Source organism: Pseudomonas sp. AAC (assembly GCF_000725445.1).
Lineage (GTDB): Bacteria > Pseudomonadota > Gammaproteobacteria > Pseudomonadales > Pseudomonadaceae > Pseudomonas > Pseudomonas citronellolis.
On sequence record NZ_KL647098.1, the window covers coordinates 211723 to 238259 of the forward strand.

Here is a 26537-nt window from a genome sequence, read left to right on the forward strand (position 1 = left end):
CACAGCGATGAAAGTTGTTTGCCTTCTGCCTACAAAAACAAATTTACGGAGAGGTCAAAATGGCTCGTATGTTCCCCCGCTCCATCCGCAAGGCCCTCGCCTGCGCGGCCGCCGTCGGCGCGCTGCTCACCCAGACCCCGTCCCAGGCCGCCGATACGTCCATGTGGCAGGGCGTGCAAAAGGCCGGCGTATTGCGCTGCGGCGCGGCGGTCGCCGCGCCCTATGTGATGCGTGACGCCAGCAGCGGCCAGTACAGCGGCTACTTCGTCGACCTGTGCCGCGACTTCGGCGAGAAGGTGCTGAAGGTCAAGGTGGAGTTCGTCGACACCAACTGGGACAACCTCGTCGCCGGCCTGCAGAGCGGCAAGTGGGACCTGGCCATGGCCCTCAACCAGACGCCCGAGCGCGCCCTGGCGGTGGCCTTCTCGGCGCCGGCCACCGACTACCAGGTGTCGCTGGTGGTGAACAAGGAGAACCCCAAGTTCAGCGGCGCCGGCAACGCCATCGCCGACTACGACAAGCCCGGCGTGACCTTCGCGGTGATGTCCGGCACCGCCCAGGACAAGGCGATTTCCTCTGTGCTCAAGCAGGGCACCGTCATGCGCCTGCCGGGCATGGACGAAACGCGCCTGGCGCTGATGTCGCGGCGCGCCGACGTGCTGGTCGACGCCAGCGACACCAACCACCTGTTCGCCATGGCCAACGACTGGGCCAGGGAAGTCCTGCCCAAGCCGGCCCTGGCCAAGCAGGGCGTGGCCTTCGGCATGCGCCGCGACATCTCCGCGGCGGACCTGCAGGTGCTGAACATCTACGTGACCCAGCGCCGCGAGACCGGCGAGATCGACCGCCTGGTCGACAAGGCCTCCGCCGAAGTCAACGCCAAGACCGCCGCCAAGTAACTCCCGCCGACACCGGGGGCCGCGCAACGGCGGCCCCCGCGGAGAACACCGCCCATGAATACCCCGCGTTTGGTGGCTGCCCAGCCACAGGCTCCGTTCGCCCCGGATTCCACCGCCGGCGGCGACTTCATCCAGCTCCGAGGCGTGTGCAAGGCCTACGGAGAGCAGCTGGTGGTGATGGACAACATGGACCTGGACATGCGCGCCGACGACCGCCTGGTCATCATCGGCCCGTCCGGCAGCGGCAAGAGCTCGCTGCTGCGGGTGCTGATGGGCCTGGAGGGCATCCAGGGCGGCAGCATCGCCTTCCAGGGCCAGCCCTACATCAGCGGCTGCCAGCGCCGCGGCAAGCCGCTGAACGAGGCGCTGCGCACGCAGATCGGCATGGTCTTCCAGCACTACACGCTGTTCCCGCACCTGTCGGTGCTGGGCAACCTGATCCTCGCCCCGTGCAAGGTCCATGGCCTGTCCCGGGCCGCGGCGACGGAAAAGGCCCGCGCCTACCTCGCCCGCCTGGGCCTGGAGAGCAAGCTGCACGCCTACCCCAGCCAGCTCTCCGGCGGCCAGAAGCAGCGCGTGGCCATCGCCCGCGCGCTGATGCTCGAACCCAAGCTGATGCTGTTCGACGAAGTCACCTCGGCGCTGGACCCGGAGATGGTCATCGAGGTGCAGAACGTGATGCTGCAGCTGGCCGAGCAGAAGATGGCGATGATCATCGTCACCCACGACATGCACTTCGCCCGCCACATCGCCACCCGCGTGGTGTTCTGCGCCAACGGCCGGGTGGTCGAGCAGGGCCCGCCCGAGCAGATCTTCAGCCAACCCCGGGAAGCCCGCACCCGCGAGTTCCTGGAAAAGGTCGTGCACCTGGATTGAGGGCGGCGCCATGAACTACCAATTCGACTTCCATTTCTTGAGCGGCAGCCTGCCGGCGCTGCTCGGCGGCCTGAAGGTCACCCTGGAGCTGGCCCTGGTGTCGAACCTGATCGGCCTGGTCTGCGGCTTCGGCCTGTGCCTGATGACCCTCAGCCGCTGGTTCTTCGTCCGCTGGCCGGCGCAGCTGTTCATCGAGTTCTTCCGCTGCACCCCGGCGCTGCTGCAGATCGTCTGGTTCTTCTACTGCGTGCCGATGCTCTTCAACGTGTTCATCGACCCCATCGCCATGGGCTTCCTGGCCCTGGGTCTGAACCTCACCGCGTTCAACGCCGAGGCCTACCGCGCCGGCGTGCAGGCGGTGCCGCGCGAGCACCTGGACGCCTGCGTCGCCCTGGGCCTGAAGCCCTGGCAGCGCACGCTCTACGTGGTGCTGCCGCAGGCCCTGCGCAGCGCGGTGCCGGTGCTGATGACCAACGGCATCGGCAGCCTGCAGCAAAGCGCCCTGGTGGCGATAGTCGCGGTGTCCGACCTGATGTACGTCGGCAAGAGCCTGGCCACCGAGGCCTACCGCCCCCTGGAAACCTACACCCTGATCGCCCTCGTCTACTTCGCCCTGTCGCTGCCCATCGGCCAGCTGGTGCAGTACCTCGAACGGCGCCAGGACCTGGCGACGCAACGCTGAGGAAACCGCCATGAGCCTCGATTTTTCCGTCGTCTTCTCCTACTGGCAGGTGCTGCTCAAGGGCCTGGCCCTGACCCTCGCCTTCACCCTCGGCTGCGCCCTCATCGGCAGCCTGGCCGGCTTCGTCCTGGCCCTGCTGCGCAACGTGCGCAGCCGCCTGCTGAAGCTGCCGGTGACGCTGTTCGTCGAGTTCTTCCGCGGCACGCCGCTGCTGATCCAGCTGTTCTGGGTGTTCTTCTGCTTCCCGGTGGTGTTCGGCCTGGACATCCCGCCCTACGTCTCGGTGGTGATCTCGCTGACGCTGTACATGGCGGCCATCACCAGCGAGACCTTCCGCGGCGCGCTCAAGTCCATCGCCGGCGAGCAGCACGACGCCTGCACCGCGCTGGGCCTGACGCCGCGGGTGAAGGTGCTCTACGTGGTCTTCCCGCAGGCCCTGCTGCGCGCGGTGCCGCCGCTGCTGTCGAACGTCGTCAGCCTGTTCAAGGAGAGCGCGCTGATCTCCTCCGTCGGCGTCGCCGACCTGATGTTCGTCGGCCAGAACATCTCCAACAGCACCGCGCGGCCGGTCGAGTTCCTCTCCGCCGTCGCGGTCATCTACTTCCTCGTGGCTTTCCCGCTGACCCGCCTGGTCGGCGTGATCGAAGCCCGGATGCTCAGGCGCTACGCCTACTAACCCCCCACCACCGATGCGGAGATCCACCATGCAACTCACTGGCATCCTGCCCGCCCTCGTCACGCCCTTCGACAAGTCCGGCGCGGTCGACCACGACACCCTGGCCTCGATCCTCGAATACCAACTCAAGGCCGGTGTCAGCGGCTTCGTCCCGCTGGGCTCGACCGGCGAGTACTACGCGCTCACCAACGAGGAGCGCCGCCAGGTCCTGGCCACGGTCAAGGAAGTGGTCGGCGAGCGCGGCACCCTGATCGCCGGCGCCAACGGCTCCTGCACCCGCGAGGTGCTGGAGCAGGTCAAGCAAACCGTCGAGGCCGGCTACACCAACCTGCTGATCGCCCCACCCTACTACGCGCTGCCGTCCCAGGAAGAACTGCTGGCGCACTACCGGACCATCCTGGAGACCTTCCCGGAAATCAACCTGGTGCTCTACAACTACCCGGTGCGCACCAACGTCGAGGTCGGCATGGGCGTGATCCAGGCGCTGGCCGAGCACCCGCGGGTCATCGCCATCAAGGAAAGCAGCGGCAACCTGCTGCGCGCCATCGAGATCGGCACCAACTACAAGGACAAGGTGCAGCTGTCCTGCGGCTCCGACGACCAGGCCCTGGACTTCTTCCTCTGGGGCGCCAGCAGCTGGATCTGCGGCCCGGCCAACTGCTTCCCCGACCAGGTGACCGACTTCTACCGCAAGTTCGCCTCCGGCGACCTGGCCGGCGCCCAGGAGGTGATGCGCAGCCTGTTCCCGGTGATGGCCAGCCTGGAAAGCGGCAAGTTCGTGCAGAAGGTGAAGTACGGCTGCGAGCTGGCCGGCTTCAGCGCCGGCAACGCGCGCGCCCCGCTGCTGCCGCTGACCGACGAAGAAAAGGCCGAATTCCGCAAGGTATTCGAGGCTTCCCAGCGCTGAGCGCATGGACGCCGCTGCCCGCCCCGGCAGCGGCGTCCCCTGGAGGACGCACCCCATGAGCCGACAGAGTTTCACCTGCATCGAAGGCCATACCGAAGGCATGCCCGTGCGCATGGTCATCGACGGCGCCCCCGAGCTGCACGGCGCCAGCATGAGCGAAAGGCGCCAGCACTTTCTGGCCGAGTACGACTGGATCCGCCGGGCGCTGATGCTCGAACCGCGCGGCCACGCGCACATGTCGGGCACCCTGCTCTACCCGCCCGTGAGCGAGGACGCCGACCTCGCGCTGCTGTTCATCGAAACCTCCGGCTGCCTGCCCATGTGCGGCCACGCCACCCTCGGCTCGATCACCTTCGCCCTGGAAGCCGGCCTGGTCCGGCCGAAGACGCCGGGCACGGTGATCGTCGACGTCCCCGCCGGGCGCGTCAGCGCGCAATACCGCATGCAGGACGGCAAGGTCGGCGGCGTGCGCTTCACCAACGTGCCGAGCTTCCTCCTGCACCGCGACCTGAGCATCCGACTGCCGGCCCTCGGCGAGCTGCGCCTGGACATCGCCTACGGCGGCAACTTCTACCCGATCATCGAGCCGCAGCCGAACTACCCCGGCTGCGAGCACTTCACCCCGCAGCAATTGCTGGCCTGGGGGCGCGAAGTGCAGGCGCTGGTGAACCGCGAGTTCGCCGTGGCGCACCCCGAGGACGCCAGCATCCGCGGCGTGAAGCACTGCATGTGGGCCGGCCGCCCCTTGGCAGCCGACGCCGATGGGCGCAGCGTAGTGATTGCCGGCGACAGCCTGATCGACCGCTCGCCCTGCGGCACCGGCACCTCGGCCCGGGTGGCCCAGCGCCATGCCCGCGGCCTGCTGGCGCGCGACGCCGTGTTCCGCCATGAAAGCCTGATCGGCAGCCGCTTCGACGGCCGCGTCGAGGAAGTCCTGGCCCTGGCCGACGGCACGCCGGCGGTGCGCCCGAGCATCGAGGGCCGGGCCTGCATCACCGGCCGCGCCGAACATTACATCGACAGGGCCCAACCCTACTGGCAGGGTTTCAGCCTGGAAGACTTCACCGACCACCGCAGCCCGGAAGAGCCCCTGAAATGAACGACCCGCAAGCCGCTTCGCAAAACGCCATCGTCGTCGGTGGCGGCATCGTCGGTGTCTGCTGCGCCCTGTACCTGCAGCGCGAAGGCTACCGCGTCACCCTGGTGGACCCGGCCGCGCCGGGCGACAGCACGGCGAAATGGAGCTGCGGGCAGATGGCGGTCAGCGAGGTCATCCCGCTGTCCAAGCCGGGCATCCTGATGAAGGTGCCCGGCTGGCTGCTAGACCAGCGGGGCCCGCTGGCCCTGCGCCCCAGCGCGCTGCCGGGCATCCTGCCGTGGTTCCTGCGCTTCGTCGCCTGCGCGCGGCATTCGAAGATCGCCGAGATCGCCCGCGACATGGCGCGCCTCACCCACCACGTCTACGAGGACTACGCGCCGCTGCTCGACGCCTGCGCGGACAAGAGCCTGCTCGGCCAGCGGCCGATCATCGAGGTGTTCGACTCGCCCGCCGCCCTGGTCCACGAGCGCCCGCACCTGGAGCTGCGCAAGTCGCTGGGCTTCCAGTCCGAGGAACTCGACGGCGCCGCCATCGGCGACCTCGAACCGGCCCTGGCCGGCAAGTTCCAGCACGGCCTGCTGTTCCCCGACTGGCGCGCGGTGAACGACACCGAAGGCTTCATCGCCGCGCTGACCGAAAGCTTCGTCGCCCAGGGCGGCATCCGCGTGCGCGAGCGGGTGAAGCACATCGACGAAAGCGCCGACCGCGCCGCCGGCGTCACCCTGGCCGACGGCAGCCGCTACCCCGCCCAACTGGTGGTGGTGGCCGCCGGCACCGGCTCGCGGCAGTTCTTCGAGCAACTCGGAGTGAGCATCCCGCTGGCCGGCATCGCCGGCTATCAGGCGGTGCTGCCCACCCCGGGCGTGGACATCCGCCATTCGGTGATCTACGCCGACGGCGGCTTCTGCTTCGCCCCCATGACCCGCGGCCTGCAGATCGGCGGCACCATCGAGTTCGCCGGCCCCAACGCCGACCCCAACTTCCGGCGCGCCGAAATCATCCTGGAAAAGGCCCGCCGCGTGCTGCCGCAACTCGACACCGCCAAGGTCGAGTTCGGCGTCGGCTACCGCCCCTTCCTGCCCGACACCAAGCCGGTGATCGACCGCTCGCCGCGCCTGGGCAACGTGCTCATGGCCTTCGGCCACGGCCAGCTCGGCCTCACCCTGGGCGCCACCACCGGCCGCCTGGTCGCCGACCTCGCCGCCGGCCGCCGCCCGGCCCAGGACCTCAGCCCCTTCAGCGCTCGCCGCTTCGCCTTCATCGGAGGAACCGCATGAACTACCAGCAGCTCTACATCGACGGCCAATGGCTCGCCCCCGCCCAGGGCGGCAGCTTCGACACCTTCGACCCCAGCGACGAAACCCTCCTCGCCCGGGTGGCCGCCGCCACCGCCGAGGACGTGGACGCCGCGGTGCGCGCCGCCCGCCGCGCCTTCGACGAAGGCCCCTGGCCGCGCATGAGCGGGGCCGGGCGCGCCGCCGTGCTGCGCCGCATCGCCGAAGGCATCCGCGGCCGCCAGCAGGAACTGGCCGAACTGGAAGTGCGCGACAACGGCAAGCCGCTGCCCGAGGCGCTGTGGGACATCGGCGACACCGCCGGCTGCTTCGACTTCTACGCCGGGCTGGCGGAAAAGCTCGACGCCAGCCAGGAGCAGGAAATCGCCCTGGCCGACGAGCGCTTCAGCTCGGTGGCGCGCAAGGAGCCGGTGGGCGTGGCCGGCGCCATCATCCCCTGGAACTTCCCCATGCTGATGGCCGCCTGGAAGGTCGCCCCGGCCCTGGCCGCCGGCTGCGCCATGGTGCTCAAGCCCTCGGAACTGACGCCGCTGACCGCCCTGCACCTGGCCGAGATCGCCCATGAAGCCGGCCTGCCGGCGGGCGTGCTCAACGTGGTGACCGGCCTGGGCGCCGACGCCGGCGCGCCGCTGGCCGAGCACCCGGGCGTGGACAAGCTGGCCTTCACCGGCAGCGTGCCCACCGGCAGCCGGATCATGCAGGCCGCCGCCCGCGACATCAAAAACATCAGCCTGGAGCTGGGCGGCAAGTCGCCCTTCGTGATCTTCGCCGACAGCGACATCGAGGCCGCCGTGGAGTGGATCCTCTTCGGCATCTTCTGGAACCAGGGCGAAGTCTGCTCGGCCACCTCCCGCGTGCTGGTGCAGCGGGCGCTGTACGAGCCGCTGCTGGCGCGCCTGGCCGAAGAGGCGCGGAAGATCACCATCGGCAACGGCCTGCGCGAAGGCGTGCTGCTCGGCCCGCTGGTCAACAAGGCGCAGTACGACAAGGTGCTGCAGGCCATCGCCCGCGGCCAGGAAGAAGGCGCGCGGCTGGTCTGCGGCGGCGAACGCCCGGCCGGCCTGGACAAGGGTTATTACGTGCAGCCCACGGTGTTCGCCGACGTGCCCGAAGACGCCTGGATCTGGAACGAGGAAATCTTCGGCCCGGTGGTCTGCGTGCGCCCGTTCGACAGCGAGGACGAAGCCGTGCGCTCGGCCAACGCCTCGCGCTTCGGCCTGGGCGCCGCGGTGATGTCCCGCGACCTGCCGCGCTGCGAGCGCGTCGCCCGGCGGTTCCGTGCCGGCATCGTGTGGATCAACTGCTCGCAACCGACCTTCAGCGAGGCGCCCTGGGGCGGCTACAAGCACAGCGGCATCGGCCGCGAGCTGGGCGAATGGGGCCTGAACAACTACCTGGAAACCAAGCAGATCACCCGCTACGACAGCGAGCAGCCCTGGGGCTGGTACATCAAGTGAGGTGCGACTGATGCGCTGGAAGAAGACGCTGCAACTGGCCGACGTGCATTGCGAAGGCGAGATCGGCAAGGTCATCACCGGCGGGGTGCTGGGCATCCCCGGCGAAACCATGCTGGACAAGATGAACTACATCAACGAGGTAGACGACAGCCTGCGCCGCCTGGTGGTCATGGAACCGCGCGGCTGCCTGCAGATGTCGGTGAACCTGCTGCTGCCGCCGACCAACCCTGCGGCCGACGCCGGCTTCATCGTGCTGCAGGCGGACAAGGCCCACCCGATGTCCGGCAGCAACTGCATCTGCGTGGTCACCGCGCTGCTGGAGCTGGGCATGTTGCCGATGCAGGAGCCGGAGACGACCGTGGTGCTGGACACCCCCGCCGGGCTGGTCACCGCCCGCGCGCGCTGCGCCGACGGGCGCTGCCTGGGGGTGTCGCTGGACATGGTGCCGGCCTTCGTCGAGCAACTGGACGTGCCGATCGACGGCGGCGAGTTCGGCCCGCTGAACGCCGACATCGCCTTCGGCGGCGTGTACTACGCGCTGATCGACGTCGAGCAGGTCGGCCTCGCCATCGCCCCGGAGAACGCCCGCGAGCTGGCCGATGCCGGCGTGAAGCTGCGCGGCCTGATCAACCAGCAGGTGCGCGTGCGGCACCCGCTGTACCCGCAGATCGACGAAGTGGCCTACGTGATGTTCCGCAACCGCCTGGACGCGCGCACCTACCAGACCTGCACCACCCTGCCGCCGGGGCGCGTCGACCGCTCGCCCTGCGGCACCGGCAGCTCGGCCAACCTCGCCACGCTGAGCGCGCGCGGCCTGGTGCGGCCCGGCGAGCGCCTGGTGTCGCGCTCCACCATCGGCGGCGAGTTCCAGGTGGAGCTACTCGGCGCCACGGAAGTGGCCGGCAAACCGGCGGTGCTGCCGCGGGTGGAAGGCCGCGCCTGGCTGTACGGCATCCAGCAGATCGGCGTCGACCCGGACGACCCGCTGGCCGCGGGCTTCATGCTCAGCGACACCTGGGGCCCGGCGTTTCCGCGCTGAACGCGGCCACGCTAAGATGGCGGGCTGGTCTGTATGACACAGCCCGCGCACACCGAGACCTGATGATGGCCAAAGAAGAAGAAGTGGAAAGCCCCGGGCGCCGCCATGGCGGGCGCTATATCTACGAGGAGCTGCGCAAGCAGATCCTCACGCTCAAGCTCAAGCCCGGCGTACAGCTGGACGAGGTCTCCCTGGCGGCGCAGTTCGGCCTGTCGCGCTCGCCGGTGCGCGATGCCCTGGCCCGGCTGACCAGCGAAGGCCTGGTGACCATCCTGCCCAACCGCACCACCCTGGTCACCCCCTTCGAGATCGAGGAGTTCCCCAACTACGTGGCCGCGCTGGACCTCATCCAGCGGGCGGTCACCCGCCTGGCCGCGCTCCAGCGCAGCGACGAGGACCTGCAGGCGATCCGCAAGGCCGACGCGGCCTACATGGCGGCCGTGGAGTCCGGCGACTTCCAGGCGATGTCCGAGCTGAACAAGGCCTTCCACATGGCCATCGCCGAGGCCGGGCGCAACCCCTACTTCGTCAGCTACTACGAACGCCTGCTGGGCGAAGGCCAGCGCCTGCTGCACCTGCACTTCGACTACATCGTCAGCTCGGCCGGCACCGCCCGCCTGGGCCGCGACCACGAGGAAATCATCGAAGCCATCGCCGCCCGCGACGCGGAAGCCGCCGAAAAGGCCGCCCACGAGCACACCATGCTGTTCCAGCGCCGCTTCCTGGAATACATGCAGCAGAACCTGACGGCGAAAATGAACCTGGCCTGAACTTCAACCACCCCCGAACTTCAACCACCAATAGGAGCAAGGGATGTCTTCCGCGAAACCGCTGTGCGGGCAAAACATTCTGGTCACCGGCGCCTCCGGCCAGATCGGCGCGGCCATCGTCCGCCGCCTGGCGCAGGAAGGCGCCCGGCCGATCATCCACTTCGGCCGCGACCGGGCCGGCGCCGAGGCGTTGCTCGCCGCTGTCGGCGGCGAGGGCTGGCTGGTCCAGGCCGACCTATCGGACGCGCAGGGGCCCTTCCAGCTGTGGTGCGAGGCCCAGGCCCTGGCCGGGCGGGTGCATGGCCTGGTCAACAACGCCGGCATCCGCACGGAAATCTCCATCGATGCCGACGAGGCGGCCTGGACGGCGGCCTGGCAACGGGAGTTCCAGGTCAACTTCTTCTCCGCCGCCACGCTGTGCAAGGAAGCCCTGCGCCATTTCCGGCAACTGGGCGGCGGGCGCATCGTCAACCTCGCCAGCCGCGCCGGGCAACGTGGCTATGCCGCCGACGCCATGCCCTACGGCGCGACCAAGGCGGCGCTGATCAACCTCACCAAATCCATCGCCCGCAGCTTCGGCCAGGACGGCGTGGCGGCGGTGGCCATCGCCCCCGGCTGGGTGCGCACCGACATGGCCGAAGACTTCATCGCCAGGCACGGCAAGGCCGCGGCGGTCGCCGAGATCCCCATCGGCGAAATGGCCGAGCCGGACGAAGTGGCCGAACTGGTGGCCTTCGCCCTGCGGCCCTCGCTGCCGTCCCTGAGCGGCGCGACGCTGGACCTGAACGGCGGCAGCTACATTCGCTAGCGGCTGGCCCTGGTCGCCGCCCTGGTTGCCGGAGGCCGCCCCGCCCGTTACAACGAGAGGCTGGACATCAGGCGGCTGACAGGGTTTTCTGAAGGGCTTTAGCGGCCACGACAGAACCGAGCGCGTGGCGACCGACGAACTCCGTCCAAGGCGAGGATCGACATGCCGAACGAAACCTACACCCCACCGCGCGTCTGGACCTGGGACAAGGACAATGGCGGCGCCTTCGCCGGCATCAACCGTCCGGTCGCCGGGGCCACCCACGACAAGCCCCTGCCGCGCGGCAAGCATCCGCTGCAGCTGTATTCGCTGGCCACGCCCAATGGCGTCAAGGTGACCATCCTGCTCGAAGAGCTGCTGGAGTTGGGCCTGGAGGGCGCGCAATACGATGCCTGGCCCATCAGCATCAGCCAGGGCGAGCAGTTCGGCAGCGGCTTCGTCGAGGTCAACCCGAACTCCAAGATCCCCGCCCTGCTGGATACCGGTCTGGAGCCCGCGCTGCGCGTCTTCGAGTCCGGCTCGATCCTGCTCTACCTGGCCGAGAAGTTCGGGCGTTTCATCCCCGGCGACATCGCCGGGCGCACCGAAACCCTGAACTGGCTGTTCTGGCAGGTCGGCAGCGCCCCCTTCCTCGGTGGCGGCTTCGGCCACTTCTACGCCTACGCGCCGGAAAAGTTCGAGTACCCCATCAACCGCTATGCCATGGAGGTCAAGCGCCAGCTGGACGTGCTCGACCGGCAACTGGCGAGCAACCGCTACGTCGCCGGCAGCGAATACAGCATCGCCGACATGGCGATCTGGCCCTGGTACGGCGCGCTGATGAACAACCAGGTCTATGCCGCCGCCGAGTTCCTCGACGTCGAGACCTACACCCACGTGCGCCGCTGGACGGACGAAATCGGCAAGCGCCCCGCCGTGCAGCGCGGGGTCAAGGTCAACCGGACCTGGGGCGAGGCCCACGAGCAAGTGCCCGAACGCCACGGGCCCGACGACTTCCGGCGCTGAGACGGGCGGCCGGTCAGGCGGTACCGCCGCCGGGCGGCGGCTCCCGGCCACGGGCCGCCTCCATGGCCTGCACCAGGCCGCGGGCGCCGGAGCCCCATTTGGTGATGACCTTCACCGCCTCGGTGAAGGGCACGTCGACCGGGTGCACGCGATGCGCCTCCAGTACGTACACGGCGCCGGCGAAGGGTGTCGGCACCGAGGGCACGAACACGGTGTAGCGGCCGTCCTCGAAGGCCTCGATGATGAAGCCGGGCACCAGGGCCTCTTCGATTTCCACCAGGGCCGGCTTCCAGATGCCGTCGTTCTTCTCGCCGGCCACCTGCAGGGTCAGGCTGCGCAGCAGTTCGTAGCCCGGAATGCGCTCGAACACCGAGCGCTCCAGCCGGCCACGGGCCAGCTTTCCCAGGCGGGTGCGCACGGCGAGGCCGATGACGAAGCAGATCACCAGCACGAGCAGCGCGGACAGTATCTGCTGGGCCGGCAGGCTCTCCGGCAGCAGCTGGGTGAAGGGCCGGACCAGTTGGCCGGCCGAGGCGATGCCCTTGAGCAGGAGCAGCAGGGCCAGGTAGATCGGCAGGATGACCAGCAGGCCTGCCAGCACGCACCTGCCGATGAAAGCGACGGCGTTTTTCACGGAAGCACCTCCTCGGGTTGCAGGCCGCGGCCCGTGGAAAACACCTGCGCAGGGTCGGCCACGCGTGCCGGCGGGAGGCCGGCAGGGCTTGGAGATAGCCTAGACGACGGTGGGTCGTTTCACTTTCCCTTGGCTCTGGAAGACCAAAAACCAGAGCAAGAGCCGCTTTTGCTCTTCGTAGGAGCGAGCTTGCTCGCGAACCCCGCAGTCACTGGGTTGCCGCGTTCGCGGGAATGACGGGGGATGGTTAGGCGTTTCAGGATGACTCAGGATTTTTCTCCCGCCCCGAACGGCCCCCTCTCCCTTCAGGGCGGGGCGCGCAGCCGAGGGCTGGGGAGAGGGTTACGGACTCCCCCCACACACCTCTGCCAACCCTGACTCCGCTCCCCCTCCCTAACCCTCCCCCGCAAGCGGGAGAGGGAACCGTTCGGCATGAAGCGCAATCACGAAGCGCCCTGCCCCCACATCCGTCTAGCCAAACCAATCGCGGACGGAGTCCGCTCCTACGGGTCCAGAATCGCTTCGGCGTTTCGGCCAACGGCGTATAACCGCGAACGGTTATACGCCCTACGCGCTCAGGATGATTCCGAACTTGCCGCCCACGCCGAACGGCCCCCTCTCCCTCCGGGAGAGGGCTGGGGTGAGGGTGCGGAGCCTGGACTGAGCGCCTTCGCTGAACCAAGCCCCCCCCCTAATCCCACCGCAACCAGCGCCTCAGATCCACTGATCGTTGCGCTTGCGCCGTACCCGCAGCAGGGTCGGCAGGATCAGCCCGACCAGCAGGCCGGCGCCGGCGATGCTGCCGCCGTAGGCCATGTAGCGCATCAGCACCTGCTTGTTCTCGTCGCCCAGTTGCGCCTGCGCCGCGCGCAGTTCGGAGCGGGCCTTGGTGAGTTCGTCGTCGAGGCCGGCGCGGGCCGCCTGCAGTTCGTCGATGAGTTTCTTGCGCGAGTCCAGGGTTTCCTGCATGCCCTGCACGCGGGTCTTCCAGCTGTCGTTGATGCCCGCCAGTTCAGCGCTCAGCTCGCTCACCTTCTGCTCCAGCTGCGGCAGGCGCTCGGCCTGGCCGGGCTTGTCCTGCAGGTCACGGCTGGGGATCCACACGCTGCTGCCGCTTTCGCCGCGCACCTGGCTGTAGTCGCCCTGGGTGTTCAGCAGCTCGACCTTCTGCCCCGAGGTCAGGGTGCCGACGATGCGGTAGCCGTCGGTGGGGCCGCTGCGCACGTAGGTCGTCAGGCTGTCGCTCACCCAGCGCGCATTGCCGGCGCCCTCCTCGGCCTGCGCCGCGGCGCCGGCCGCCAGCAGGCCACCCAACAGGCAGGCGCCCAGGACGCGGGTGGGAAGGGATACGGAGGCGGGGAAATGACGGGATAGGGACATGGGCAATCTTCACATGGCGATAAACGAACCCCGGCGAGCGGGCGCGGTAAAAAGCCGGCCAGGCAGATGCTCCGGGGCGGCTACGATCTTGCTATCGGCGCGGCGCAATCACCCGGCTGGCGCGGGCCCGGGCCCGCCGCCCGGGGGGCCGACAGCAGACAGACAGCGCAACGGCGCAATGAGTTCACCGGGCGCCGTGATGGGGGGATGGGTGGTCGGTGGCGCACTGATGACTGACGGCGCGCCTGTAGTTCGTCGCACCACCCGCCTCCGCTCGTCGCCCGCCCGGGCGCCCGCGGGCATTCGCGTGTTTGCTTTAAGCACCACCTTCGCGGAGGGCCCGCCATGTGCCGGCAGATCCTGTTCTCGCTCGCCACGCTGATCGTCCTGACGCTGGGAGCGGCCGCCTGCAGCAGCCGGGACTGCGCCTCCGGGCAGCAGACGGACTGCAAGGAACGCGACAGCCGCCAGCAGATTCCCAGGCAACAGATCGATCCGCGGATTCAGTCGTTGCCCAGGTATTGAGGTTTGGATTGGCGGCGGTGCCGGGGTGCTTTTCGTAGGATGGGTTGAGCGAAGCGATACCCATCCTACGGGGTGTGGTGTTTGCCGGAGGCGTAGGAGCTCATCCGCGAATCGCGCCGGTGGTTTCGGCTATCGCGGACAAGGTCTCCTACGGTTCCAGGAAGCACGGTCGTAGGAACGGACCTTGTCCGCGATTGGACCCGCCGGCGGCGCCCCCTACGGCGCCTCCTTCCCCGTGGTATCACCGATCAACGTCGCCGCCTTCAGCTCCGGCCTGGGCTGGCTGCGCAAGGCCTTCACCTGCCCGGCATCCACCGGCTCGGCCTGGTTGCCCCAGCTGCTGCGGATGAAGTTGACCACCTCGGCCACCTGCTGGTCCGACAGGCGCCAGGCGAAGCCGGGCATGCTGAAGGTGGACGGCGCCGTCGCCGTGGCCGGCAGGGTGCTGCCGTCGAGCACGATGTGGATCAGCGAGGTGGCGTCCGCGCTCTGCAGCACCGGGTTGCCGGCCAGCGCCGGGAACACCCGGGTGTAGCCCTTGCCGTCGGTGCGGTGGCAGGCGGCGCAGTTGTCGACGTAGAGCGCGGCGCCGGTCTTGCCGTCGTCGCCCTTCCACAGCGCCCCGGCGACCTGGCGGTCTTCCCGGAACGGCTTGTCGTCGGGGTTCACCGGTGGCAGGGACTTCAGGTAGCGGGCGATGGCGGTCAGGTCGGCGTCGGTCATGTACTGCATGCTGTGCTCGACCACGTCGCTCATGCCGCCGAATACCGCGCTGCGCTCGCTGCGCCCGGTCTTGAGGAAGGCGACGATCTCCGCCTCGCTCCAGCTGCCCAGGCCGTCCTTGTGGTCGCCGCGCAGGTTCTTGGCGATCCAGCCTTCCAGCGGCGCGCTGCCGGACAGGTACTCGGGCCCGTCGGCGGCGTCCAGGGCCTTCTCCTGCATGGTCAGCGCCCGCGGCGTATGGCAGGCGCCGCAGTGCCCCAGGCCTTCCACCAGGTAGGCGCCGCGGGCCAGGGTCGGGTCCTGCCCGGCAGCAGCGAAGGGCTTCACCTCCGGGGCGAACAGCCCGCGCCAGATCGCCAGCGGCCAGCGCATGCTCAGCGGCCAGGGGATGTCGCTGTCCTTGTTCTCCTGCACCACCGGCGCCACGCCATGCATGAAGTAGGCGTAGAGCGCGCGCATGTCCTCGTCGCTGACGCGGGCATAGGACGGGTACGGCATGGCCGGGTACAGGGTGCTGCCGCCCTTGCCGATGCCCTGGCGAACGGCGCGCTCGAAGTCCTCGTAGCTGTAGTTGCCGATGCCGGTCTTGTCCGGGGTGATGTTGGTCGAGTAGATGGTGCCGATGGGCGTGGCCATCGGCAGGCCACCGGCGAAGGGCTCGCCGCCCTTGGCGGTGTGGCAGGCCACGCAGTCGCCGGCGCGGGCCAGGTATTCGCCCTGCTTCACCTGCGCCGGGTCGGTCGCATCGGCGGCGTATAGCGCAGTGCTGGCGGCCATGGCCAGGGCGGCGCTGAGGAATGTCTTCATGTTCCGGCCTCCTATGCCTGCACCAGCGGGCCCGGGTGCTTCAGGTACACCTCGCGGATGGCCCGCGCCGACCAGTAGGTCAGCGCCGCCACCAGCCCGGTGGGGTTGTAGCCCAGGCCCTGGGGGAAGGCCGAGGCGCCGGGGACGAACACGTTGTGCACGTCCCACACCTGCAGGTAGCGGTTCAAGGCGCTGGTCTTGGGGTCGGTGCCCATGATCGCCCCGCCGTTGAGGTGGGTGGTCTGGTAGACGGTGGCGTCGAAGTGCTGGCCGAACTCCTTCATCGGCGCGGTGACCACCTTGGCGCCCATGGCATCGGCGATCTTGCGCATCTGCGCGACCATGAAGCGGTTCATCTTCACGTCGTTGTCCTTCCAGTCGAAGGTCATGCGCAGCAGCGGCTGGCCGTAGGCGTCCTTGTACACCGGGTCGAGGTCCAGGTAGTTGTCGCGGTAGGACTGGTGCGCGCCGTGGGTGTCCATCGCCAGCATGTGCCGGTAGCTGTCGGCCAGCGCGGCCTTCCAGGCGCTGCCCCACTTGGGCGTGCCCGGCGGCACCTTGGCCCCGGCGATGGGCTTGGTGCCGGCCTGGTTGACCCAGAACGGCGAGCCGCCGACGAAGCCGTGGGGGCCGTGGTCGAAGTTGTCGGCGTTGAAGTCGTCCACCGCCACGCCGTTGCCGCCGGCGCCGATGAAGGGGTTGGTGTGGTGGCTGGCCTTGTCGAAGAAGGCGCTCACCGTGGAGATGTTCTGGAAGGCGAAGTTGCGCCCCACCACGCCCTCGTTCCTCAGCGGGTCGTAGGGCTTGCCGATGCCCGAGAGCAGCATCAGGCGCACGTTGTTGAACTGGAAGGCGCCGAGGATCACCAGGTCCGCCGGCTGCTCCACTTCGCGGCCCTGGGCGTCGACGTAGGTGACGCCGGTGGCCAGGTCCTTCTCGGCGTTGAGGTTCACCCGCAGCACGTGGGCGTTGTTGCGCAGCTCGAAGTTAGGCACCTGGCGCAGCGCCGGCAGGATGTTCACGTTGGGCGAGGCCTTGGAGTACATGTAGCAGGCGTAGCCGCTGCAGAAGCCGCAGAAGTTGCACGGCCCCATCTGCGCGCCGTAGGGATTGGTGTAGGGCCCGGAGGTGTTGGCCGAGGGCAGGTTGTAGGGGTGGTAGCCGACCTCGCGGGCGGCCTTCTCGAACAACTGCGCGGACACGGTGTTCTTCTGCGCCGGCAGCGGGAAGTCGCTGGAACGGTCGGCGGCGAAGGGGTTGCCGCCCTTGTCGCGGCCCACCACCTGGCCCTTGATCGACCAGGCCGTGCCGGAGGTGCCGAAGACCTTCTCGGCGAAGTCGAAGTACGGCTCCAGCTCGTCGTAGCTGACGCCGAAGTCCTGGATGGTCATGCCCTCGGGGATGAAGGCCTTGCCGTAGCGTTCCTCGTAGTGGCTGCGCAGGCGCAGTTCCACCGGGTCGACGCGGAAATGCACGCCCGACCAGTGCAGCCCCGCCCCGCCGGTGCCGGTGCCGGGCAGGAAGGCGCCGAACTGGCGGTAGGGCACGGCCAGGTCGCTCAGGCCGTGGCGCAGGGTCACGGTCTCGCGGGAGATGTCCATGAACAGTTTCTTGCGCGAGTTGTAGGTCAGCTCGTCCATGGTCTGCGGGTAGACGCCGTCGGGGTAGGTGTCGCGGGCCGGGCCGCGCTCCAGGGCCACCACTTGCAGCCCCGCCTCGGTCAGTTCCTTGGCCATGATGGCGCCGGTCCAGCCGAACCCGACGATGACCGCATCGACTTTCTTCAATACCTGGGCCATTGCCTCAACCTCGCTCGCCACTGATGGAAACCGGCGGGAAGGGATAGCGCTCGTCGCGCTCCACCCAGTCCATGAAGTCGGCGCGGGCGCCGGGGAAGCCGATCAGCTTCCAGCCGGCCAGGCCCTGGTTGCCGCCGTGCAGCGGGTCGCTGAAGAAGCCCTCGCGGGTGTTCAGCCAGAGCATGGCGAAGAAGGTCGCCGCCGGCACCGCCTGGAATTCGGCCTTGCCGCCGTCCAGGGCTTCCAGCGCCTGCTGTTGCTGCGCCGCGTCCAGTTCGGCGAAGGGTTTGTTCCACTTGGCCTTGCACCAGGCATCGGTCTCCTGGATGCCCAGGCGGTAGATTTCCTGCGGGCTGAGCTTCAGTTGGTAGCCCAGCTCCGGCGCGGCATCCGGGTGGAAGGGCCCCTGCATGTACCAGAGCCCGCCGCTGCCGTAGCGGGTGTTCAGCTGGCGGTCGATGAATTCCGGCACGCCGGCGTCCGCGGCCCCCGGGCCCAGCGCGTCGGTGGGGATGAGCACGGCCACGGCGGCCTGGACGAAGGCCCATTCCTGGGCGGTGAAGAAAGTCGGCTGGTAGGCGCGCGCGCCGCCCTGCCGCGGCTCGGCGGCGGGCTGCGGGTCGGCCGCGGGCGTGCTCGGGCCGCCGAGCACCACGCTGCCCACGCCGGTGCCGGCCAGGGTGGCCACCGGGATCAGCGCCAGGGACTTGCGCAGGAAGTCGCGCCGCGCCGGTTGCGCGGCGGACGGGTCGTCGTTGGACATGGCTGGGTCTCTCCTTTTTCCAACAGGTCAATCAGGTCGTGTAGGTCTTCTCGCCCCTTTTGCGGCCGGTGGTGCCGGGCGCGTGAGGCTGTTGTTCGTGTCGGTAAGCATAGGTGGCTATCGAAAGCGCGCCGGTTACAGGGAAGCACGGGCGCTTTTCGTAGGATGGGTTGAGCTTGCGAAACCCATGCTGTCGGGGTGATGGGTATCGCTTCGCTCAACCCATCCTACGGGGCTGGAAATCCGAATCGCGGACGGAGTCCGGAGGCATGGGACTCTCCTGCTTGCGGGAGAGGGCTGGAGAGACCTCAGCGCAGGAACTTCAGATCGGAAGGCGAATCGATGGCGAACTTCTGCACCGTCTCCCCCAGCTTGCCGCTGGCCGGATCGCGGCGCATGACCACGACCTGGTTGCTCTTCTGGTTCGCCACCAGCAGGAAACGGCCGCTGGGGTCCAGGCTGAACTCGCGCGGCTCGACGCCCTCCACCGAGCGCCGCTGCAACTCCTTCAACTGGCCACTGGCCGGATCCAGCGCATACACCAGCAGCTCACTGGCCTTGCCACGGTTGCTGGCGTAGAGGAAGCGTCCATCCGGCGACAGGTGCACGGCAGCGGCAGCCTTGTGCGCGGCGTCCTGGCCGGCGGCCATGTCCACCAATTGCGTGCGCTTCAGCTGGCCGTCGCGTACCTCGAACACGGCGATCTGCCCGGCCATCTCCAGGGTCAGGTAGGCATAGCGGCCGTCGCGGCTGAACAGCAGGTGGCGCGGGCCGCTGCCCGGCGGCAGGTCCACCGTCGCCGGCTGTGCCGGGCTCAGCGGGTGCTCGCGGTTGGCCGCGTCGTAGCGGTAGATGAAGACCTTGTCCGCGCCCAGGTCCTGCACGTAGACGTAGCGCCCGTCCACCCCGGAAACCACCGAGTGCACGTGGCTGCTGGCCTGGCGCTCGGGGTTGACGCGGGAGGCGCCATGGCGCTCCTGCTGCACCACGCCGGTCAGTTGGCCCTGCTCGTCGATGCCGAGCACCGCCAGGTTGCCGCCCGGGTCCGGGTGCACCGCGTAGTTGGCCACGAACAGGTGCCCTCCCCCGGCCGCCAGACTGGAGTGGGTGGGCTCGTCGCCGCGGCTTTGCACCTGGTTCAGCTGGCTCAGCTGGTGGCTGGCCGGGTCGATGGCGAAGGCGCTGACCTTGCCTAGCGGGTCGCTCGCGCCGGGGCCGTTCTCGTTGACGGCGTAGAGGCGCGTCTGGTCGGGATTGAGCGTCAGCCAGGAGGGGTTTTCGCTGGGCATCACCTGCAACGCCTCGGCCTGGATGTGGCCGCTGGCGCTGTCGAAACGGTAACGGTAGATGCCCTGGCTGCCGGCGCCGGTGTAGGTGCCGACCAGCAGGTCGTATTGCTGGGCGGCGCCGGCCGGCCCGGCGAACAGGCCGGTGCCGGCGCACAGCAGCAGGGTCAGGGCGGCGGGTTTGATCATGATGGGCGTGTCCTTGCAGGCAGAGGGTCGGTCACGGGTCGGACCGGGTGAAAAGGCGGCGGTTCAACCGGATCGACGCGCCCAGGCGCCGGGGTTGACCAGGTTCGCCGGGCGTTCGCCGGCCAGGGCCGCCAGCAGGTTGTCCACCGCGCAGCGGGCCATGGCCTCGCGGGTTTCCTCGGTGGCCGAGCCGATGTGCGGCGTCGCCACCAGGTTGTCCAGCTGCAGCAGCGGCGAATCCGCCGGCAGCGGCTCGCGCACGAACACGTCCAGGCCGGCGCCGCGGATGCGCCGCTCGCGCAAGGCCCGCAGCAGTGCCTCTTCGTCCACTACGCGGCCGCGGGAGATGTTCACCAGGATGGCCGAAGGCTTCATCAGCGCCAGTTCGCGCTCGCCGATCAGCCCTTCCGTTTCGGCACTCAGCGGCACGCACAGGCAGACGAAGTCGGCATCGCCCAGCAGCGCATCCAGCGGCAGGTGGCGCGCGCCGTAGCGGGCTTCCACCTCTGGCCGCGGCCGCCGCGCGCTGTACAGCACCTGCATGCCGAAGCCGGCCTGGGCGCGGCGCGCCAGGGCCTCGCCGATGCGGCCCATGCCGACGATGCCGAGGCTCTTGCCGTGCACGTCGCAGCCGAACTGCGCCGGGCCGATGCCGGCCTGCCAGTGCCCGGCGCGGATCCAGCGGTCCAGCTCGGCCACCCGCCGGGCGCTGGCCAGCAGCAGGGCGAAGCCGGTGTCGGCGGTGGTCTCGGTGAGCACGTCGGGGGTGTTGGTGAGCAGCACGCCGCGGCGCTCCAGCTCGGCGATGTCGTAGTTGTCCACGCCCACCGAGACGCTGGAGACCACCTCCAACTGCGGCGCCAGGTCCAGCAGCGCGGCGTCCAGGCGCAGGCTGGCGCCCAGCAGGCCCTGGGCGCCGTGCAGCGCCGCGCGCAGGCGGGCCAGGCCGTCGGCGGCCGGGTCCTCGATCAGGGTCACCTCGGCGTGGGCCTGCAGGCGCTGCATCAGCACGTCGGACAGGCGCTTGTAGAGGACGATGCGTTTCTTCATGGTCGAATCTTCCTAGTGGCCCAGCGCCGGACGAAGGCGCTCGGCTTTCTGCGAGGGGTTGAGGATGGCGGTCAGGGCGACGGCCGCCAGCAACGCGCCGCACATGAACAGGTAGGAGGCGCCGGGCCCGCCGGTGGCGCCGTTGAGGTAGCCCACCAGCCAGGAGCCGGAGAACGAGCCCAGCGCGCCCATGCTGTTGATCAGCGCCATGGCGCCGCCGGCGACGTTGCTCGGCAGCACTTCCGGAACGATGGCGAAGAACGGTCCGTAGGGCGCGTACATGCAGGCGCCGGCGATCACCAGCAGCGCGTAGGAAGCCCAGAAGTGCTGGCTGCCCAGCGCGTAGGAGCCGTAGAAGGCCAGGGCGGCGACCAGCAGCGGCGGCCAGACGAAGCGCTTGCGCTTCTGCAGGCGGTCCGAGGCCCAGGACACCCCGAGCATGGCCAGCACCGCCACCAGGTACGGCAGCGCCGACAGCCAGCCGGCGCTGACGATGTCCAGGCCCGAGGCCTGCTTGAGGATCGACGGCAGCCAGAGCACGAAGCCGTACACACCGATGCTCCAGCAGAAGTACTGCAGGCAGAGGATGATCACCTTGGGCGAGCGGAACGCCTCGCGGTAGTTCTTCACCGGCTTGATGCCCTGCTGCTCGGCGGCCAGGGCCCGCTGCAGCGCTGCCTTCTCGGCCTCGTCCAGCCACTTGGCCTGGGCCGGGCGGTCATCCACCAGGCGCCACCAGATGAAAGCCCAGAGCACCGCCGGCAGGCCCTCGATGATGAACATCCAGCGCCAGTCGAACTGGCTCACCAGGTAGCCGGAGAGCACCGACATCCAGAGGATGGTCACCGGGTTGCCGAGGATCAGGAAGGTGTTGGCCCGCGAGCGCTCGGCGCGGGTGAACCAGTGGCAGAGGTAGATCAGCATGGCCGGCATCACCGCCGCCTCCACCACGCCCAGCAGGAAGCGGATGCCCACCAGCAGGTAGACGTCGCGGACCATGCCGGTGAGCGTGGCCAGGCCGCCCCAGAGGATCAGGCTGGCGAAGATCAGCTTCTTCACGCTGCGCTTCTCGGCGTAGATGGCGCCGGGCACCTGGAAGAAGAAGTAGCCCAGGAAGAACAGTGCGCCCAGCAGCGAGGACAGCGCCGGGGTGATGTTCAGGTCCTCGGCCATGCCGGAGGCGGCGGCGAAGCCGTAGTTGGCGCGGTCCAGGTAGGCCAGGCTGTAGGTGACGAAGACGATGGGCATGATGTGCCAGCGGCGTGGGGCGAGTCGGTCGATCTGCATGGCATTTCTCCTGAGCTTGTTGTTCTTGTCGCAACAGGTGCCGGCCGGGCCGGCGGTTTTCGGGGCCGGGTCAGGCGCGCAGGCGGGCGTCGTGGGCTTCGAGTTCGTGGCGCAGGGGCAGGCCTTCCATGTCGCCGCGCGACTGCACCGCGCGGCTGCCGCACCAGTTGCCGCGGGCCACCGCGTGGCGCAGGTCGCTGCCTTCCAGCAGGGCGCTGATCACGCCCACGGCGAAGGCGTCGCCGGCGCCCACGGTGTCCACCACCCGCGCCACCGGCTGCGCCGGCACCACGCCTTCGCGGCCGTCGGCATCGCGGAAGTAGGCACCCTCGGCGCCGAGCTTGATGGCCACGCACTCCACGCCCCGTTCAAGGTAGAAGCCGGCGATGGCTTCGGGCGACTGGCGGCCGGTCAGCAGGCGGCCCTCCTCCAGCCCCGGCAGCACCCAGTGGGCCTTGGACGCCAGGGCGTTGATCTCGCGCACAATGCTGGCGCGGTCCGGCCACAGCGAGGGGCGCAGGTTGGGGTCGAAGGACACGCTGCGGCCGGCGGCGCGCATGGCGTCCAGCAGTTGATGGGACAGCTCGCGGCAGCTCGCCGAGAGCGCCGGTACTATGCCCGTGGCGTGCAGGTGGCGGGCGCGCAGCAGGCCCGGGCGCAGCAGCGCCGGCGACATGCGGCTGGCCGCCGAGTTGCGGCGGAAGTATTCCACCCGCGGGTCGCTGCCGTCGTCGCAGCGGGCCTTGAGCTGGAAGCCGGTGGGGTGCTGCGCGTCCACTTCCACGCCGTCACAGTCCAGGCCCTCGCGGCGCAGGCTGGCCAGCACGAAGCGGCCCAGGCTGTCGTCGCCCACCCGGCTCAGCCAGTTCACCCGCAGGCCCAGGCGCGCCAGGCCGATGGCCACGTTGCTGTCGGCGCCGGCGATGCGCTTGCCGAAGCCTTCCACCTCGGCCAGGTCGCCGCACTGCTCGGCGACGAACATGGCCATGGTCTCGCCGAAGCAGAGCACGTCGTGTTCAGCCATGGCGCACCTCCGCGGCGCGGCCCAGCTGCGCCAGTTGCGCGACCTGCTCGCGGGTCAGGCTGGCCAGATCGTCGCCGGCCAGCGGGTATTCGATGGCGCGCGGCACGCCGGGGGCGAAGCGCGCCAGCAGCGCCTCCCACTCGTCGAGGTCGGCGGGCTGCGGTGGTATGGCCACCAGGCGCCCATCCTCGCGGCGGCGCACCGCCTTGCAATGCACGTAGCGCACCCAGGGCCCGAGCAGGCGCGCGGCCTGCTGCGGCGACTCGCCCTGCCAGTGCCAGTTGCCGATGTCGAAGGTCATGGCCAGCGGCAGGCCCAGCTCGGCGGCGCGGCGGAAGCAGCGCAGCAGCGGCTCGACGCGACCGCCCCGGGCGGTCTGGTCGTTCTCCACCAGCAGCGCCGGCCCCTGCGCCAGCAAGGGGCGCAGGGACTCCAGGTCGCACTCGTCGCGGTAGTGGCCGAGGGAAACCTTCAGCGCCACGGCGCCAGCCTCCCCTGCCAGGCGCAGGCGATCGGCCACCGCCGGCTCCAGGCTGGCGTCCGCGCGCCACAGCTCCAGCGGCGCCGAGTACAGGCTTTCCAGGCCCTGGGCGGCGCTGGCCGCGGCCAGGGTGGCGGCGTCGGGCAGCGCGTCGAAGAGTTCTTCGCGCCATTCGACGCGGCTCGCGCCGGCCTCGGCCAGCAGCGCCAGGTAGGCGGCCTGGCCCCGCTGGCGCACGGCATCGGCGCCGAAACTGGACAGGCTGATGGATACGGGGTTCGCGTGCATTGTTCTTGTCCTTCTCGTTCAGCCGGATGAAACCGGTTTCATTTCTGGCCAAAAACCACAGCGGCGCCGGGCCGCCCCGGTTTCAGCCGCGTGCTGGGGTGGAGCCTCTGACGATGAGTTCGGCGCGCAGGTCCAGGCGCCGCGCCGGCAGCGTGGCCCCCTGCAGGCGTTCCAGCAGGCACTGGAAGGCCGCCTGGCCGATGCGCTCGGTGGGTTGGGCCAGGGCGGTGATGCCGCCGCCGACCAGGGGGTACCAGTCCAGTTCGTCGAGGGCCAGCAGGCCGACCTCGTCGAACAGGCGCACGCCCATCTCGTGCAGGGTGCGGGTGGCGCACAGGGTGGCCACGCCGTTGCAGGTGAACAGCGCCTGCGGGCCGTGCCCGGCGCCGGCGAGGAAGGCGGCCAGCTGCCCGCGCAGGTCGCCGCCGGTTTCCAGCACCTGGCCGCGCAGGCCGGGCCGGCGGGCTATGGAGGCCTGGAAGGCGGCCACCCGCTCCTGCCGCGAGCTGGTGCCGTCCAGCGGCTCGCTGACCGCCAGGATGTCGCGGTAGCCGCGGGCCTGCAGGTGGTCCAGGGCCTGCTCCACGGCATCGGCGTTGTCCAGCCCCACCAGGTCGGAGCGCAGCTCTTCCAGCTGGCGGTCCACCAGCACCATGGGCAGCTCGCGGGCCAGGCTGGCCAGCTCGCCGGCGTGGTGGCCGAGGGTGTTCACGATCAGGCCTTCGACGTTGTACGACTGCAGCGCCTCCAGGTGCAGGCGCTCCTGCTCGTCGTCGCGGTCGGTGTTGCACACCACCAGGCTGTAGCCGTGCTGGCGGCAGGCGGTCTCCACGCCGTGCATCACGGCGACGGAGTAAGGGTTGCGGATGTCTGCCAGGAGCATACCGACCAGCCGCGTGCGGCCGCGCTTGAGGCCGCTGGCCATGCGGTTGGGGCGGTAGCCGAGCTGCTCGATCACCGCCTCGATGCGCTGGGCGGTGGCGTCGGCGAGCAGTTGCCGGTCGCCGCCGATGTAGCGCGAGACCGTGGCCTTGGAAACGCCGGCAGCACGGGCCACCTCGCTGATGGTGACCCGCCCGCGGGCAGGCGGCAGCATGTCGTTCACCCTTTCGATCCTTTTGTATGCGCTTCTGCTGGAAGGGTTATGAAACCGGTTTCAATAAATCAGGGATGAAGTCTGTCGTCAAGCGCCGGCGGACGCAATGGGATTCTGCTAGGGTTGAAACCCAGGAGATGGCATTCCTCCTTTAACCGCCCCCGTGCTGATGATGCCTACGTGAACCCTGGACAGGGTGCGTAGGTGTGCGTCCTGTCCTTTTGCAAAAGGACCGGACCGTGACCGCAACACCCCACCCATTCCCCTCCCCCGCATCGCCCGTACCCTCTTTCCATGGGGGCTCGCCGGCATGTTGAAATCCATCCTGGTGATCGTCCTCGGCGGCTCCATCGGCTGCCTGCTGCGCTGGTTCCTCGGCCTGCAGCTCAACGCCCTGTTCCCCACCATTCCGCCGGGCACCTGGGCCGCCAATATGATCGGCGGCTACGTCGTCGGCCTGGCCGTGGCCTTCTTCGCCGCCAACCCGAGCCTCAGCCCGGAATGGCGCCTGCTGCTGATCACCGGCTTCTGCGGCGGCCTGACCACCTTCTCGACCTTTTCCGCGGAAACCTTCTCGCTGCTGCAGACCGGCCGCGTGGCCTGGGCGCTGGGGGAAATCGCGGTGCACGTCGTAGGTTCGCTGCTGGCAACCGCCGCGGGCGTTCTAACCTACACATTGCTGGGCGCACGCTGACGGAGGCGCAATCATGAAAGGCTACCTGGTGACATTCTTCACCCAACAGAGCCGCCGCCACGGCGGCAAGCTGATCACCGACTGGATGGTCGACCTGGCCCGGGGCATGAAGCTCAAGGGCGCCACCCTGGTCGTCGGCGCGGAAGGTTTCGGCCACGCCGGGCGGGTGCACTCCTACCACTTCTTCGAACTGGCCGACCAGCCGGTGGAAATCTGCCTGGCCGTCACCGAGGACGAGTGCGAGCGCCTGTTCGAACGCCTGGAGGCCGAGGACCTCGCCCTGTTCTACGTGAAGACCCCCGTGGAAATGGGCACCGTGGGCAAGCGCAAGGCCGACCGCGACGCTCCTGCCAGCTGACGCTTACGCAGATCCACTGGACATCCAGGTCGTTACCCGCGAGGAAACCTACGAATCGGTGGCGTGCACGCCCACTGGCAAGGCACCGACTTCCAGGCATTGAGGTGCTCACTGCTTTCGTAGGCGCGAAGCGGCGCCCTGTTCTTGCGCGCGAGCCGTGTTTACCGTTGGCGATGGCGCATTGGGTTGATTCCGCCCCCTCACCCCAGCCCTCTCCCGGAGGGAGAGGGGGCCGTTCGGAGCGAGCGGAGACTTAGGCGTCATCCTGATACTGCGCCGTTGGCTGTGCCACCGGGACGTCCGGCGTGGCCGGCGAATCCAATCGCGGACGGAGTCCGCCCACGCCCGAGGTTCCCTGGAGCCGCCGAGGTGCTCTTCGTAGGAGCGAGCTTGCTCGCGAACGGTGCTCACCTGCGGCTACGGTGTTTTGGCTGGACGCCTTTCCCTCTCCCTAACCCTCTCCCTGAAGGGAGAGGGGACCGTTCGGTGCGGTCTGGCTTTCCCGAGTCAGCCGGCAAGCAAGGTGGTTTCCGGCTGAAACCATTCCTTATCTCGGCACGGTCTAGCCCCCTCTCCCTTCAGGGAGAGGGTTGGGGGGAGGGGCTCTTAAACCCGGCACCTACGCCACCGGCGAGCACCG

26 protein-coding genes and 1 riboswitch are annotated in these 26537 nt (G+C 69.1%); of the genes, 15 read left to right on the forward strand and 11 right to left on the reverse strand.

The window, feature by feature from the left end:
* Positions 1-59 precede the first annotated feature (59 nt).
* The 12 genes from FG99_RS18560 (at position 60) to yghU (ending at position 11513) form a co-directional block, all read left to right on the forward strand.
* Positions 60-899, forward strand: coding sequence for a substrate-binding periplasmic protein (locus FG99_RS18560; protein ID WP_043271776.1), 840 nt, complete (start codon positions 60-62; stop codon positions 897-899).
* A gap of 54 nt (positions 900-953) precedes the next feature.
* On the forward strand, positions 954-1775 hold the full coding sequence (locus FG99_RS18565; RefSeq protein WP_043271777.1) for an amino acid ABC transporter ATP-binding protein: 822 nt from the start codon (positions 954-956) through the stop codon (positions 1773-1775).
* Positions 1776-1785: 10 nt separating this feature from the next.
* Positions 1786-2457: an amino acid ABC transporter permease gene (locus FG99_RS18570; RefSeq protein ID WP_009622578.1), complete on the forward strand. Its 672-nt coding sequence runs from the start codon at positions 1786-1788 to the stop codon at positions 2455-2457.
* A 10-nt stretch (positions 2458-2467) separates the two neighbouring features.
* Positions 2468-3133 carry an amino acid ABC transporter permease gene (locus tag FG99_RS18575; protein WP_043271778.1) on the forward strand — a complete coding sequence of 222 codons (666 nt, stop codon included), beginning with the start codon at positions 2468-2470 and terminating at the stop codon, positions 3131-3133.
* 28 nt (positions 3134-3161) lie between these two features.
* Positions 3162-4040 carry a 4-hydroxy-tetrahydrodipicolinate synthase gene (dapA, locus tag FG99_RS18580; RefSeq protein WP_043271779.1) on the forward strand — a complete coding sequence of 293 codons (879 nt, stop codon included), beginning with the start codon at positions 3162-3164 and terminating at the stop codon, positions 4038-4040.
* Positions 4041-4095: 55 nt separating this feature from the next.
* Positions 4096-5139 carry a 4-hydroxyproline epimerase gene (locus FG99_RS18585; RefSeq protein ID WP_043271780.1) on the forward strand — a complete coding sequence of 348 codons (1044 nt, stop codon included), beginning with the start codon at positions 4096-4098 and terminating at the stop codon, positions 5137-5139.
* The gene (locus FG99_RS18590; RefSeq protein WP_043271781.1) at positions 5136-6416 is read left to right on the forward strand and encodes an NAD(P)/FAD-dependent oxidoreductase; all 1281 of its coding nucleotides are present in this window, start codon (positions 5136-5138) and stop codon (positions 6414-6416) included. Before FG99_RS18585 ends, FG99_RS18590 begins: the two co-directional genes overlap by 4 nt.
* On the forward strand, positions 6413-7891 hold the full coding sequence (locus FG99_RS18595) for an aldehyde dehydrogenase family protein (protein ID WP_043271782.1): 1479 nt from the start codon (positions 6413-6415) through the stop codon (positions 7889-7891). The genes FG99_RS18590 and FG99_RS18595 overlap by 4 nt, the downstream gene beginning before the upstream one ends.
* A 10-nt stretch (positions 7892-7901) precedes the next feature.
* Positions 7902-8930, forward strand: a complete 1029-nt coding sequence (locus tag FG99_RS18600) for a proline racemase family protein (protein ID WP_043271783.1) — start codon at positions 7902-7904, stop codon at positions 8928-8930.
* Positions 8931-8992: 62 nt separating this feature from the next.
* Positions 8993-9700, forward strand: a complete 708-nt coding sequence (locus FG99_RS18605) for a GntR family transcriptional regulator (RefSeq protein ID WP_051879048.1) — start codon at positions 8993-8995, stop codon at positions 9698-9700.
* Positions 9701-9743: 43 nt separating this feature from the next.
* Positions 9744-10508 carry an SDR family NAD(P)-dependent oxidoreductase gene (locus tag FG99_RS18610; RefSeq protein ID WP_043271784.1) on the forward strand — a complete coding sequence of 255 codons (765 nt, stop codon included), beginning with the start codon at positions 9744-9746 and terminating at the stop codon, positions 10506-10508.
* A gap of 162 nt (positions 10509-10670) precedes the next feature.
* A complete protein-coding gene (yghU, locus tag FG99_RS18615) occupies positions 10671-11513 on the forward strand; it encodes a glutathione-dependent disulfide-bond oxidoreductase (protein WP_009622595.1) in 843 nt (280 codons plus the stop codon).
* Between the two features lie 13 nt (positions 11514-11526).
* Here yghU and FG99_RS18620 read toward each other — a convergent pair whose 3' ends face one another.
* A complete protein-coding gene (locus tag FG99_RS18620) occupies positions 11527-12147 on the reverse strand; it encodes a DUF502 domain-containing protein (RefSeq protein ID WP_043271785.1) in 621 nt (206 codons plus the stop codon).
* Between the two features lie 714 nt (positions 12148-12861).
* Positions 12862-13527 (reverse strand): TIGR04211 family SH3 domain-containing protein, encoded by a 666-nt coding sequence (locus FG99_RS18625; RefSeq protein WP_009622597.1) that lies wholly within the window; start codon positions 13525-13527, stop codon positions 12862-12864.
* Between the two features lie 345 nt (positions 13528-13872).
* Between FG99_RS18625 and FG99_RS18630 the strand changes: the two genes are divergently transcribed.
* Positions 13873-14052, forward strand: a complete 180-nt coding sequence (locus tag FG99_RS18630) for a hypothetical protein (protein ID WP_043271786.1) — start codon at positions 13873-13875, stop codon at positions 14050-14052.
* Between the two features lie 216 nt (positions 14053-14268).
* On the opposite strand, the gene FG99_RS18635 is transcribed toward FG99_RS18630, so the two are convergent.
* From FG99_RS18635 to FG99_RS18675, 9 genes are all read right to left on the reverse strand, one after another.
* On the reverse strand, positions 14269-15582 hold the full coding sequence (locus FG99_RS18635; RefSeq protein WP_043271787.1) for a cytochrome c: 1314 nt from the start codon (positions 15580-15582) through the stop codon (positions 14269-14271).
* An 11-nt stretch (positions 15583-15593) separates the two neighbouring features.
* Positions 15594-17381 carry a GMC family oxidoreductase gene (locus tag FG99_RS18640; protein ID WP_043271788.1) on the reverse strand — a complete coding sequence of 596 codons (1788 nt, stop codon included), beginning with the start codon at positions 17379-17381 and terminating at the stop codon, positions 15594-15596.
* A 4-nt stretch (positions 17382-17385) separates the two neighbouring features.
* Positions 17386-18144, reverse strand: a complete 759-nt coding sequence (locus FG99_RS18645; RefSeq protein ID WP_043271789.1) for a gluconate 2-dehydrogenase subunit 3 family protein — start codon at positions 18142-18144, stop codon at positions 17386-17388.
* A 308-nt stretch (positions 18145-18452) separates the two neighbouring features.
* The gene (locus FG99_RS18650; RefSeq protein ID WP_051879049.1) at positions 18453-19619 is read right to left on the reverse strand and encodes a lactonase family protein; all 1167 of its coding nucleotides are present in this window, start codon (positions 19617-19619) and stop codon (positions 18453-18455) included.
* 63 nt (positions 19620-19682) lie between these two features.
* Positions 19683-20669 (reverse strand): 2-hydroxyacid dehydrogenase, encoded by a 987-nt coding sequence (locus FG99_RS18655; RefSeq protein ID WP_043271790.1) that lies wholly within the window; start codon positions 20667-20669, stop codon positions 19683-19685.
* Positions 20670-20681: 12 nt separating this feature from the next.
* On the reverse strand, positions 20682-21956 hold the full coding sequence (locus tag FG99_RS18660; RefSeq protein ID WP_043271791.1) for an MFS transporter: 1275 nt from the start codon (positions 21954-21956) through the stop codon (positions 20682-20684).
* Positions 21957-22026: 70 nt separating this feature from the next.
* The gene (locus FG99_RS18665; protein WP_043271792.1) at positions 22027-22980 is read right to left on the reverse strand and encodes a sugar kinase; all 954 of its coding nucleotides are present in this window, start codon (positions 22978-22980) and stop codon (positions 22027-22029) included.
* Positions 22973-23749: an AP endonuclease gene (locus tag FG99_RS18670; protein ID WP_043271793.1), complete on the reverse strand. Its 777-nt coding sequence runs from the start codon at positions 23747-23749 to the stop codon at positions 22973-22975. Before FG99_RS18670 ends, FG99_RS18665 begins: the two co-directional genes overlap by 8 nt.
* A gap of 82 nt (positions 23750-23831) precedes the next feature.
* The gene (locus FG99_RS18675; RefSeq protein WP_043272218.1) at positions 23832-24845 is read right to left on the reverse strand and encodes a LacI family DNA-binding transcriptional regulator; all 1014 of its coding nucleotides are present in this window, start codon (positions 24843-24845) and stop codon (positions 23832-23834) included.
* Between the two features lie 124 nt (positions 24846-24969).
* A riboswitch (Fluoride riboswitch) is annotated at positions 24970-25031 on the forward strand.
* 124 nt (positions 25032-25155) lie between these two features.
* Here FG99_RS18675 and crcB point away from each other — a divergent pair.
* Both crcB and FG99_RS18685 read left to right on the forward strand, forming a co-directional pair.
* Positions 25156-25539 (forward strand): fluoride efflux transporter CrcB, encoded by a 384-nt coding sequence (gene crcB, locus FG99_RS18680; RefSeq protein WP_009622628.1) that lies wholly within the window; start codon positions 25156-25158, stop codon positions 25537-25539.
* A gap of 13 nt (positions 25540-25552) precedes the next feature.
* Entirely contained in the window at positions 25553-25897 is a 345-nt protein-coding gene (locus tag FG99_RS18685) for a DUF190 domain-containing protein (protein ID WP_009622630.1), read from the forward strand.
* Positions 25898-26537: the final 640 nt, after the last annotated feature.